Source organism: Bradyrhizobium manausense (assembly GCF_001440035.1).
In the GTDB taxonomy this organism is placed as follows: Bacteria; Pseudomonadota; Alphaproteobacteria; order Rhizobiales; family Xanthobacteraceae; genus Bradyrhizobium; species Bradyrhizobium manausense.
Genome location: NZ_LJYG01000116.1, coordinates 297,848 through 309,738, shown reverse-complemented (window position 1 = coordinate 309,738; position 11,891 = coordinate 297,848). Strand labels below are relative to the sequence as shown.

Genomic DNA, 11,891 nt, shown 5'->3' with positions numbered 1-11,891 from the left:
TGGGTCGCCCGGTCAAGCCGGGCGACGACAGCGGAGGGCGCCGATTGCAGCGCTGGCCCTGATCGCGGCCTACGCCGGCCCCTTCAAGATCTTGAACACGCCATTGGCCATCACGATGCAGCGGTCGTCGACGGTGACCTCGGTGCTCATGAAGATCAGGCTGCGCGTCGAGCGCACCACGCGGGGGCGGGAGATCAGGATGTCGCCGATCTGGCCGGCCTCGACGAAATGGGTGTCGAGCTGAACCGTCGCCATGTACTCCTTGCCGGAGACGTAGCGGGCAGTCATGCCGCAGGTGCGGTCGGCGAAGGTCATCATCACGCCGCCCTGGACCATGCCGCGACGGTTGTGATGCTTGTCTTCGGTGGCGAGCGCGAATTCGTATCGGCCCTCGACCTTGCGCTCCCACAAGGGGCCGACGAGGTGCATGAAGCCCGTGGTTTCCAGGATGGTCCAGCCGTCTGATTTGAGCTTTGCTGCGGCCTTGCTGGTCATCGCTTCATCCATCCTCGCAACGCTTGATCTCTCCTCGTTTCATCAGATGCGGTCCTGGTGTAGTCAAGCATCATGAGAGCTTTCGACGATGCCACCAGACGGAATATCGAAGCCGCCTGCGCTTCATTTGCGCGGCTGCCCGATGCGACTGAACCGTCGGCGCTGAAGCGCGCCGCGGTGGTGCTGGCGCTGACGGCATCCAACGACAGCGACGACACGGCGTTTCTACTGACGAGGCGCGCATCGAGTTTGCGCTCGCACCGCGGTCAATGGGCGCTGCCGGGTGGTCGCTGCGATACCGGCGAGACGCCGGTCGAGGCGGCGCTGCGCGAGCTCGACGAGGAACTCGCGCTCAAGCTTCCACCCGATGCCGTGCTCGGCCTGCTCGACGATTACCCGACGCGCTCCGGCTATCTGATCACGCCCGTTGTGGTCTGGGCTGCGAACAGCGCTGCGATGACCCCGAACCCGGACGAGGTCGCCTCCGTCCATCGCATCGCGCTCGACACGATCGAGCGCGACGATGCCTTCGACTTCACGGTGATTCCCGAAAGCAGCGGCCGCGTGATTCGCTTCCACCACCAGATGAGCCTGATCCACGCGCCGACCGCGGCGCTGATCTACCAGTTCCGCGAAGTGCTGGCGGGGCGGCAGACCCGCGTTACCGACCTGGAACAGCCGGTTTTTGCCTGGAAATGAGATGGTAAACGGCGTGTTAACGTGACGGTTACCGGATGCCTGCTAAGAGGGCAGCATGCATCATTCGATTCGAACACATCTGGCGCTGGTTCCAGTGGCGCTCGTCCTGCTCGTCCCCGCCGCGCGTGGCGGGGAGTTCGGCGCGCTGCCGCCTGCCGTCAGCAATGCCAACGCCCAGCTGCTCTCGCAGTTTTTCGCGCAAGGCGGCGCCTCGCCGGCCGTGCTCGAATATCGCCGCAAGCTCGCCGAATATCAGGCTATCAGGGGCGCCTTTGACCAGGAGGCCGCTGCCTATTGGAGCCAGGTCTCTGAGAAACGCAAGGGCCGCAATGCCAAGCGGCGAAGCGGGCAGCAGATCACGCTCGACGATTACGTGCTGGAGCAGCCGCCTGTCTATACCGGGCCGAAGCGGCCGGTGAACCCGGAGCCGGAGGAAACGCCGGAGCGACCGCCCCGCAAGCCGTTGCCGGTGGCATCCGATCTTCTGCGCGCCGCGCAGGATCTTTATCAATTCACGCCGCAGCGGCCGACGAGCGAGGTCGAGTTCAAGCGCGCCTATGCGCGCTACGCACTCGCCTCGGGGCTGACGCGGGAGCAGGCGGTGCGGGTCTATTCCTTCGAGACAGGCGGCACCGGAAATTACGACGTGCAGGCCGGCATCGAGCATGGCGGCACGCGCGCGATCTCGACCGCGATGGGCTACAACCAGCTGCTCACCACCAACAGCGTCGAGCTCCTGGCCGAGCAGGGCCACGAGTTCGTCCGCGCGCTTGCCGACAAGGTGGCGCGCACCTCGGGGCCGGCGCGCCAGGCGCTCGAGCACAAGCTCGCCGTTCTGAAGAAGATGGTGGCGCATGCGAAGTCGGTGCCGGACACCTGGTCGGAGCACGAGAAGATCGGCGACACCGCGCAGGGCTGGGCCATGCATGCGATGGTGCTGGACATCGACGTCGGGCCGATGCTGCAAACCCACAAGCTCTTGACCTCGGTGCTGTTCGCCCGCGCCAAGGGCTACACCCGTCCGCTGACGGCTGCCGAGCTCGAGATGATGAACCTCACCGGCGACGGCACCGGCCTCGACATGGTGACGATGCCGCAGGCGATGCGCGAGCAGGTGCCGACCTCGAACTTCTTCCAGCGCAGCGGCTACGAGCGCAATCCCGTCGCGATCCGCCACAACACGGTGGCGAAGCTGCTCGCCGTGACGGATGACCGGATGGACTCGAACAGCAGCAAGCCCGGCGCAAGGGAATTGGCGGCGGCGTTTTAGGACCGTGGCGAGCTGCCGTAGGGTGGTTAGCCCTGCAGATACGAGAAGCGCATCTGCTCGGCGTAACCCACCTCTTCTGTCTCAGCTGATAGAGCCAGTGGTGGGTTACGCCGAGTGATTGCGCTTCGCGCAATCACGGGGCTGACCCACCCTACAAAGTTAGACCTACTGGTCCGGCCCGAACTTGAACCTGCCGTCGCCTTCCAGATATTGGCCGCTGCGCATATAGAGCTGGCCGTTCTGGCCGATGAAGAACAGCGTGCCCTTCGGCACTTTCTTGGCGCCCTTCAGCAGCTCGCCGGCATTGCTGGTGCCCATCTTGTAGGAAAACGTCTTGCCGTCCTTGTCATAAGCATAGCCGGTGTCCGGCTTGAGCTCCCACGGCGCCGCCGCGTTTTGCGCGAGAGCGGGCGCGGCGAACGCGCCCAGCACGGCTGCGATTGCAAATGTCTTGATTGAAAATGCCATCATCCATCCTCCCCATTGTCGGGGTGCCCTTTTGAACAAATCACGAACGATGTCTCTGGGTCAATCTGCGAAGACGCCGCAGCGCATCACGTCTAGACCAGCAGTTTGTGATTTTCCGTTCGTCCCCTCGCGACTATGTTCCGCTTTCAGTCTAGAACGCAACACGACAAAGATATTGGTGGGGATGATTCGAATGCGTCACGTCGCAAAAGTTTGCTGGATTGCCTTGATGTCACTGACGGCGATGGCGCCGGCGGCACGGGCCGATGACTACCAGCTCAGCCACAACCAGCGGATTTCGTGCAGCCGTGGCCTTGCCCCGGGCAAGCTCAACACCGCGACCTGCAAGTCCTACACCTATCTCTTCAACACCAGGACCTCGGAATATTTCCGCTGCCAGGTCTCGCTGGCGCTGACCCGCGACAACAAGGAGGTCATCAACGTCCAGACCGACGGCGGCTGCACCAAGAGGCCGCGCATCTTCGAGTCCGACGGCCACTACGATTTCGACGCGACCGAGACCGAGCCGCCGAACACCAACTCGTTCTTCGGTCCCGGCGGCTATTCGATCTGGGCCGCCGACATGACGGCGCAGAAGATCCGCGGCTGCATCACCATCTCCTCGGGCCTCGGCTCCGACATCTCCAAGTGCCTGGACATGACGTTCCAGTGACGGCTTGCCAGTGACGCTACAAGAACAACAACCACGGGAGAACGCGCGATGGACCGGCTCAAGGGCAAGGTTGCGATGGTGGTGGGCGCCGGCTCGATCGGGCCGGGCTGGGGCAACGGCAAGGCCACCGCGGCGACCTTTGCGCGTGAGGGTGCGCAGGTGTTTTGCGTCGATCGCAACGGCGCGGCCGCCGAGGAGACTGCCAATATCATCACCGGCGAAGGCGGCCAGGCGACCGCGTTCACGGCCGACGTCTCGCGGCCTGACGAGATCGAGGCGATGGTTGCCACATGCCTGAAGGCCTATGGCCGCGTCGACGTGCTCGACAACAATGTCGGCATTGCCGAGATGGGCAGCGTGGTCGAGGTCACCGAAGAAAGCTGGGACCGCGTCTTCAGCGTCAATCTCAAGAGCGCCTATTTCGCGATGAAGCATGTCATTCCTGTCATGGTGAAGCAGGGCGGCGGCTCGATCATCAACATCTCCTCGATCGCCTCGATCCGCCACATGGGCATCTCCTACGTCACCTACGGCACGTCGAAAGCGGCGATGAACCAGATGACGCGCACCACCGCGATCGAGTTCGCGAAGCATCATGTGCGGGTGAACGCGATCCTGCCCGGCCTGATGAAGACGCCGATGGTGGAGCATTCGGCCGGTCTCGCCAACAGCTACGCCAAGGGCGACGTCGAAGCGATGTGGCGCGCCCGCGATGCCCAGGTGCCGATGGGCCACATGGGTGACGCGTGGGACGTCGCGAACGCCGCGCTGTTCCTGGCGTCGGATGAATCGAGATACGTGACAGGCATCGAGCTCGTGGTCGACGGCGGGATCACCTGCAAGGCGGGGGCTTAGGTTCTAGCTGCCGCCCAATCTCCGTCGTCGTCGCGGATCCGAGCTGACGCTTGTCCGGGACGACAGCGGAATTTGTCTCGGGCAGCCTTGCTCATCCCCCTGCACTCAATTCTGCCCGATCGAGCTCTTCCTCGAGCCGGTGAAACGCGTCGTCCCCGATCACCTCGGTGGCACGGAGATCGAAGATTGACCTGCGCGCGGCCTCGATGGCGCGGCGGCGCAGGGGATCGGCCGGCAGCTCGCCGTTGGGGATGCCGCCATGCGGATCGTCGTCCGCCTGCATCAGGATGGCGCGGTATTCGAGCCTGAGGATTTCAGCCTCTTCCGACGGATCGTCCTCGATCGCATCGAGTGCGGCACGATAGGCGATGGCGCGGGCGCGCGCGACCTCGATACCGACGGGATCGTCATCCCTGAGGCCGAAGGCCAGGATCAGCGGTCGCAGCGTCAGGCCCTGGATCACCAGCGAGCCCAGCACCACCGCGAAGGCGATGAAGACGATGAAGTCGCGATAAGGGAAGTTCTCAGGCAGCGCGAAGGCGGTTGCGAGCGTGACGAGGCCCCGCATGCCGCACCAGGAAATGATGAGACCGCCCTCGGGCGAAGCGGCCTGGTTCGGATCCTTGGGGCGATAGATCCCGTGCGCGATCAACAGGCGCAACGTGGTACGGTAGAACGTCACCCAGAGCAGCCGCACCAGGATGACCGTGAGCAGAATCCAGCCCGCGGCCGCGCAATATTCCCAGCGCACGTCCGCATCCAGCTTGGTCCAGATCGGCCGCATCTGCATGCCGATCAGCATGAAGGCGAGCACGTTGAGGACGAACACCGTCGTTTCCCACACCGCATAGGAGGGCACTCGCAACCGCGCCGGGACGCGCGCAGGCGCCGACTGCGCGAGCGTGATGGCATAGACCACGATGGTCAGGATGCCGGAGAGGCCGAGATGCTCGGCGCCGATCCAGATCAGGAAGGTTGTCGCGAACTGCACGATGATCGCGCTCGGCACCTCTCGCACCCGCTCCATGATGGGCGGGATGACGCGCCCCGCGACAAGGCCGGCCAGCACGCTGCCGACCAGTCCGAGCGCGATCGTCGGCGCGACCTCGTTCCATTTCAGGTGCTCCATGACGACAGCGCCGACAGCGATGCGATAGATCAAGAGCGCGCTCGCGTCGTTGAGCAGGCTCTCGCCCTCGAGCACCTTGATCATGCGATAGGGCAGCTTCACCTGGCTCAGGATCGCGACGGCAGCCGCGGCATCCGGCGGCGCGACGATGGCGCCGAGCGCCACGGCGGCGGCCCAGGGCATGTCGGGGAACAGCCGGTGCGCGACATAGGCCACGCCAGCCGTGGTCAGGCCGACCGCGACCACGACAAGGGTCGAGACCGGAACCCAATTCTTGCGCAGGTCGCGCAGCGACGTATCGTAGGCCGCATCCAGCAGCACTGGTGCGACAAAAAGGGCCAATGCCAGGCCTGGATCGAGAGACCAGGACGGGCTGTTCGGCACGAAGGCGATCAACGCGCCGCCGATGGCGAGAAAGGTCGGGTAGGGGACCTTGATCCGCCGCGCCAGCGCCGATAAGGCAACGGCGCCGAGCAGAAGCGCGATGATCCATTCGAATGTCGACACGACGATCCCCGAAACCGATGTGAGCGGCGCCACAAGCTAGCACCAATCCGGCCGTATGATGGATAGTGCGGCCTCAAGGCAAGACCTTCCAACTGCAACGAGCATGCGTTTTCACAAACTCATTCAGATGTCGGCAGCCGTCGTGCTTGCAGCGGTCTCGCCAGGTGCGGCCCGGGCCGCGACCGGCGGCGAGCCGGCAGCCGTCGCGCCGATCGACGTCGCGGCATGCCTCACCGCTGCCGCTGCCGATGACATGGACAAGGCAGGCCCGGCCTGCGCCGCCGTCATCGACAACGACAAGACGGCAAAGCCCGATCTGGTCAAGGCGCTGGTCGCGCGCGGCGCGCTTTATTCCCGGCATGATCAGATCGACCGCGCCATCGCCGACGACAGCCGTGTTCTGCTGCTCGATCCGACGCTCGCCGACGTCTTCAACGCGCGTGGCGAGCTGTGGCTGAAGAAGGGCGACAAGCCCAAGGCGGTGCAGGACTTCGGCGCCGCGCTTCGGATCGATCCGAGCCACGAAAAGGCCAGAGCCAATCACAAGGCCATCGCGCGCGAGCTCGAGCGGATCGGTGCCCAGATGGCAGTGGCCGGCAAGCCGAGCTTCAACTGCGCCGGCGCGCGCCGCCCGGTCGAGAAGGCGATCTGCGCCAATCGCGAGCTCGCGGATCTCGATCGCGAGGTCTATGCCGCCCATGCGCGCATGCTGCGCGAGGCGCGCGATCCAGGTGAGGCCAAGAAAGTCCAGCACGAGCAGGATGACTTTCTTGCGCGTCGGAATGCCGGATTCGGCCGCCCGGGATATGATCTGAAGAAGGCGATGCAGGAACGGCTGCAGCGGCTGAATGGGGTGGACGGGTATTGAGGCCCTCCGTCCCTCCCCGCGTGCGGGGAAAGGTAGCGCTGGGATCGTTCGCCCCTCGCGATCTGCCTTATTATTGAACCCACGCTCCCCCCGCCGCGACAACGGGAAAACCTGATGTCACGGAGCTTTACGCCATGTGCGGCACGCGTTCTTCCGCGCAAATGTCCTCGATCACACATAGCCGGCTGCGCACTTTCCTCCTCAGCGCCGCGCTCAGCCTCGTCCTCGCCGCCCCGGCATCGGCCGCCGATTGCGTGATGGACAGCAAGGCCGCTCCAGCGGACATCATCTCCGCGTGCGGCGCCATCATCGACCAGACCTCGAATCCGAATTCCGACCGCGTCGCGGCGCTGCTGGTGCGGGCCGATGGCAATGCGCGGATATCCGGCGGCCTCACGCAGGCGCTGCGGGACATCGACCGCGCCATCGCGCTCGACGGCAAGAACGCGCGGGCCTGGCGGCTGCGCGGCAACCTGTTGCGCGAAGCGGGCGGCGATCTCAACCGTGCCACGTCCGATCTCAGCAAGGCGATCGAGCTCGATCCGAAAGATGCCGAAGCCTACGAGCAGCGCGGCGTCGCCTACACCAGCCAGCACCGTTACGATCGCGCGATCGCCGATTACGACCAGGCCATCAAACTGAAGCCGGATGATGCGCAGGCCTGGTCCGACCGCGGCGCGACTTACTACCTCAATGGCGACAACGAGAAGGCGGTTGCCGATCTCTGCCAGGCCCTGCGGCTCGATCCGAGCCGGGCGCGCAGCTATACCAATCGCGGTGCCGCCTACAAGAAGCTCGGCCAGCTCGACAAGTCGGTCGCCGACGACAGCGAGGCGATCAGGCTCGATCCGAAAGTGCCTGAGTATTACGACAATCGCGGGCTCACCTACGCTGCGATGAAAGACTACGACAAGGCGATCGCCGATTACGACCAGGCGCTGCGGCTGGCGCCGCGGGCGAACTTCTTCACCAACCGCGGCGATTCCTATCAGTACAAGGGCGAGTTCGGTGCGGCGCTCAGCGACTACGAGGCCGCGCTGAAGCTCGATCCTGACTTCGCGAAGACCTACAACAACCGCGCGGTGCTCTATTCCAAGATGGGCGAGCGCAAGAAGGCGCTGGCCGATTACGAGACCGCGCTGCGGCTCGACCCCGGCAACGCCAATGCCGCAGACGGCCGCCGCACCATGATGGCGGAGATCGCCAGGTTCGGCGCCGAGGCGCCTCACCCGCTGGCCGCGAATTCAGGCAACGGCCCATCATTCGATTGCGCCTCAGCCAAGCGCGAGGTGGAGAAGGTGATCTGCGCCGATCCGCAATTGGGCGCGCTCGACCGCCAGCTCGCCGAGGCCTATGAGCGCGTGCTGAAATCGATGAGCCGGCGTCAAGCCGCCGGCTTGCGCAAGTCCCAGCACGATTTCCTCGCCACCCGCGACGCCAGCTTCCGCCGCCCTGGCTACGATCTGAAGAAGGTCATGCAGGACCGGTTGCAACGGTTGAATGCGATGGAAGGGTAGTTTCAGCTTGAACCGCGGCCCGTTCCCGGGAAAATACCCCTCAAACAAGGTCGGCTTTTGATCCCTGTCATGGCGGAACTGACGTTCCGCCGTCAGGTCAAGGCAAGACCATCAAAGGGAACGGGAGCGCCGGGAATGAATGTCCAGGGAAAGAGTGGGTATCACGAGGTCCATGCGCACTCGCTGGCCGATCCCGAAGGCTTTTGGGCTGAGGCGGCCAAGGAGATCGACTGGATCGAGCCGCCGAAAAAGATCTTCGACCCTACGCAGGGCGTCTACGGCCGCTGGTTCGCCGGCGGCGTCGTCAATACCTGCTACAACGCGCTCGACCGCCACGTCGAACGCGGCCGCGCCGACCAGGTCGCACTGATCCACGATTCGCCGCTGACCGGCTCGGTCACCAAACTCACTTATGCCGAGCTGCTGACTGAGGTGCAGGTGCTCGCCGCGATCATGCAGGATTTTGGCGTCGCCAAGGGCGACCGCATCATCCTCTATATGCCGATGGTGCCGGAGGCCGTGGTCGCGATGCTCGCCTGCGCGCGCATCGGCGCGGTGCACTCTGTGGTGTTCGGCGGCTTTGCCGCCAAGGAACTCGCGACCCGCATTGACGACGCACAGCCAAAGCTCATTCTCTCGGCGAGCTGCGGCATCGAGCCCGGCCGCATCGTGCAGTACAAGCCGCTGCTGGACGAGGCGATCAAGCTGGCGTCCGCCAAGCCAAAGGCCTGCATCGTGCTGCAGCGTCCGCAGCTGACGTGCGACCTCGCGCCGAAGCGCGATTATGATTGGGCGAGCCTGCGCCGCAAGGCGATGAACGAGGGCAAGAAGGCGCCTTGCGTGCCGGTCGCTGCGACAGACCCGCTCTACATCCTCTACACTTCGGGCACGACAGGCATTCCCAAAGGCGTCGTGCGCGACAATGGCGGGCATATGGTCGCGGTGAAGTGGTCGATGTTCAACCTCTATGGCGTCAAGCCGGGCGAGGTCTGGTGGTGCGGCTCCGACATCGGCTGGGTCGTCGGCCACAGTTACATCGTCTACGGCCCCCTGCTGCATGGCGCGACCTCGGTCATGTATGAGGGCAAGCCGGTCGGCACGCCGGATGCCGGCGCGTTCTGGCGCGTGATCTCCGAGCACAAGGCGGTCGCGCTGTTCACCGCGCCAACCGCCTTCCGCGCGATCCGCAAAGAGGACCCGGACGGAAAATTCATCCGGCAATATGATCTGTCGAAATTCCGCACGCTGTTCCTCGCCGGCGAGCGCGCCGATCCGCCGACGGTGGAATGGGCGGAGCAGCAATTGAAGGTGCCTGTGATCGACCATTGGTGGCAGACCGAGACCGGCTGGTGCATTGCCGGCAATCCGGTCGGCCTCGGCCAATTGCCGGTGAAGCATGGCTCGCCGACGGTGCCGATGCCGGGGTATCAGGTCGACGTAGTGGATGAAGCCGCAAAGCCCGTGCCGGCGAATAGCATGGGCTCGATCGTGATCAAACTGCCGATGCCGCCGGGCTGTTTGCCGACGCTGTGGAATCAGGATGAGCGCTTCAAGGAGGCGTATCTCAGCGAATTTCCCGGCTACTACAAGACCTCGGACGCCGGTTACAAGGACGAGGACGGCTACGTCTTCGTCATGGGCCGCACCGACGACATCATCAATGTCGCCGGCCACCGCCTCTCCACCGGCGGCATGGAAGAGATCCTGGCTTCGCACCCGGATGTCGCCGAATGTGCCGTGCTCGGCGTCAAGGATGCGATCAAGGGCGAGGTGCCCTGCGGCTTCCTGGTGCTGAAGGCCGGCGTGAAACGCTCTCCTGGTGAGATCGAAAAGGAGATCATCGCGCTGGTGCGCGACAAGCTTGGCCCCGTCGCCGCCTTCAAGCTCGCCATCACCGTCGGCCGCCTGCCCAAGACGCGCTCGGGCAAGATCCTGCGCGGCACCATCAAGAAGATCGCCGACGGCGAGGCCTGGACCATGCCGGCCACGATCGAGGATCCGAAGGTGCTGGACGAGATCGGCGAGGCGCTGAAGGGGAGAGTGTGAGATTTGACCCGTCATTCCGGGGCGATGCGCAGCATCGAGCCCGGAATCTCGAGATTCCGGGTCTGGTGCTTACGCCCGATCCCGGAATGACGGTGTTGCCGACTTACAATCTCCTCATTCCGCGCTAAACAGGGCCGGCCAACAGGGGACCTGCTATGTCACTCGCCACCGCGCCGCGGCTGCTCGTTGCCGTGGGCTTCGCCCTCGCTCTCTCCGCCTGTGCGGGGCGTTACCAGACGCCGACCGCGATGGGTGGCGACGACGACGATGCGGTGTGCCAGGGCCGCGGCCTCGCGGTCGGCTCGCCGGAATATGTGGCCTGCCGCAAGGACCGCGACGTCCAGCGCAATGCGGCGCTCGCCCGCTCCGACCGCCGCCAGCGCGATCTCGGCGAATACATGCTGAACCATCCGGAGCGGCCCTGACATCGGCTGCGGTACTATCCTGCGCGCGACGGCTGGCCTTGACGTGACTCATCTGCAACGCCACGGCCAAATCGTGTCGCGCCTGTCCTGATTTGATCGGCATCAAATCCTTCCCCAGCGCCTTTCTGCTCTGACCCTGATGTCGCGCAACGAAGCGCGCTTATGGTTGAAGGGGATTGAAATGCAGAGAACGATAAGAAACTTGGCGCGGCTGGCGGCGCTTGGCGCCGCCTTCGCGGCGGCTGTTGAGGTCGCGCAGGCGGCCGACTTGCCTGTCTACACGAAGGCCCCGCCGTCGGCGGAGAGTTTCAATCCCTGGATGATACGCCTGCGCGTGCTCGGCGTCCTGCCGGATGCCGGCGGCTCGACCGTCAATGTCGCGGGCGTCCCGACGCTGTCGTCGCCGAATTCCGGTCTGTCGATCAGCAACCAGGCTGTGCCCGAGCTCGACATCAGCTACTTCTTCACGAAGAACATCGCGGCCGAGCTCATCCTCGGCGTCACCAGGCATTCCATCAGCGGCACCGGTTCGCTCGCCAGCCTGCCGATCGGCAAGACCACGCTGCTGCCGCCGACGCTGACGCTGCAATATCACTTCGACAATTTCGGTGCGTTCAAGCCCTATATCGGCGCCGGTGTGAACTATACGGTGTTCTTCAACAACTCGGCCGCCAACACCCCCGCCGCCATCGTCGGTCCGCCCGCCATCGTCGCCACCACGACTGCGCTGCATGTCAGCAACCAATGGGGCGGCGCCGTGCAGTTCGGTTTCGACTACATGCTCGACCGGCACTGGGGCCTCAACGTCGACGTGAAGAAGCTCTGGCTGCGTCCAGATTATTCGGCGACCGTCAGCGGCCTGCCCGTGACGGGCACCGCACATATCGACCCATGGCTGGTCGGAGGCGGCGTTACCTACAAGTTCTGATGACGTTTCGC

12 protein-coding genes are annotated in these 11,891 nt (G+C 64.6%); 9 read left to right on the top strand and 3 right to left on the bottom strand.

Annotated features, from left to right (window positions below):
• Window positions 1-69: 69 nt before the first annotated feature.
• Complete coding sequence (locus AOQ71_RS41640; RefSeq protein WP_057759950.1) at window positions 70-495, bottom strand: PaaI family thioesterase; 426 nt, start codon at window positions 493-495, stop codon at window positions 70-72.
• Between the two features lie 69 nt (window positions 496-564).
• Here AOQ71_RS41640 and AOQ71_RS41635 point away from each other — a divergent pair, with 69 nt between their 5' ends.
• Together AOQ71_RS41635 and AOQ71_RS41630 are read left to right on the top strand one after the other, a co-directional pair.
• A complete protein-coding gene (locus AOQ71_RS41635; protein ID WP_083514890.1) occupies window positions 565-1,194 on the top strand; it encodes an NUDIX hydrolase in 630 nt (209 codons plus the stop codon).
• A 55-nt stretch (window positions 1,195-1,249) separates the two neighbouring features.
• Entirely contained in the window at window positions 1,250-2,464 is a 1,215-nt protein-coding gene (locus tag AOQ71_RS41630) for a hypothetical protein (protein WP_057759682.1), read from the top strand.
• A 165-nt stretch (window positions 2,465-2,629) separates the two neighbouring features.
• On the opposite strand, the gene AOQ71_RS41625 is transcribed toward AOQ71_RS41630, so the two are convergent.
• Window positions 2,630-2,932: a hypothetical protein gene (locus AOQ71_RS41625; RefSeq protein ID WP_057759947.1), complete on the bottom strand. Its 303-nt coding sequence runs from the start codon at window positions 2,930-2,932 to the stop codon at window positions 2,630-2,632.
• A gap of 193 nt (window positions 2,933-3,125) precedes the next feature.
• Here AOQ71_RS41625 and AOQ71_RS41620 point away from each other — a divergent pair, with 193 nt between their 5' ends.
• Together AOQ71_RS41620 and AOQ71_RS41615 are read left to right on the top strand one after the other, a co-directional pair.
• The gene (locus AOQ71_RS41620) at window positions 3,126-3,605 is read left to right on the top strand and encodes a hypothetical protein (RefSeq protein WP_057759679.1); all 480 of its coding nucleotides are present in this window, start codon (window positions 3,126-3,128) and stop codon (window positions 3,603-3,605) included.
• 48 nt (window positions 3,606-3,653) lie between these two features.
• Window positions 3,654-4,460 carry an SDR family NAD(P)-dependent oxidoreductase gene (locus AOQ71_RS41615; protein ID WP_057759676.1) on the top strand — a complete coding sequence of 269 codons (807 nt, stop codon included), beginning with the start codon at window positions 3,654-3,656 and terminating at the stop codon, window positions 4,458-4,460.
• Between the two features lie 91 nt (window positions 4,461-4,551).
• On the opposite strand, the gene AOQ71_RS41610 is transcribed toward AOQ71_RS41615, so the two are convergent.
• Window positions 4,552-6,129, bottom strand: coding sequence for a cation:proton antiporter (locus tag AOQ71_RS41610; RefSeq protein ID WP_083514888.1), 1,578 nt, complete (start codon window positions 6,127-6,129; stop codon window positions 4,552-4,554).
• A gap of 70 nt (window positions 6,130-6,199) precedes the next feature.
• Between AOQ71_RS41610 and AOQ71_RS41605 the strand changes: the two genes are divergently transcribed.
• The 5 genes from AOQ71_RS41605 (at window position 6,200) to AOQ71_RS41585 (ending at window position 11,880) form a co-directional block, all read left to right on the top strand.
• A complete protein-coding gene (locus AOQ71_RS41605; protein ID WP_057759673.1) occupies window positions 6,200-6,964 on the top strand; it encodes a hypothetical protein in 765 nt (254 codons plus the stop codon).
• A 134-nt stretch (window positions 6,965-7,098) separates the two neighbouring features.
• A complete protein-coding gene (locus AOQ71_RS41600; RefSeq protein WP_057759670.1) occupies window positions 7,099-8,481 on the top strand; it encodes a tetratricopeptide repeat protein in 1,383 nt (460 codons plus the stop codon).
• 135 nt (window positions 8,482-8,616) lie between these two features.
• Entirely contained in the window at window positions 8,617-10,527 is a 1,911-nt protein-coding gene (locus AOQ71_RS41595) for a propionyl-CoA synthetase (RefSeq protein ID WP_057759667.1), read from the top strand.
• 155 nt (window positions 10,528-10,682) lie between these two features.
• Window positions 10,683-10,952: a hypothetical protein gene (locus tag AOQ71_RS41590; protein WP_057759663.1), complete on the top strand. Its 270-nt coding sequence runs from the start codon at window positions 10,683-10,685 to the stop codon at window positions 10,950-10,952.
• Between the two features lie 181 nt (window positions 10,953-11,133).
• Window positions 11,134-11,880 (top strand): OmpW/AlkL family protein, encoded by a 747-nt coding sequence (locus tag AOQ71_RS41585; RefSeq protein WP_057759660.1) that lies wholly within the window; start codon window positions 11,134-11,136, stop codon window positions 11,878-11,880.
• Window positions 11,881-11,891: the final 11 nt, after the last annotated feature.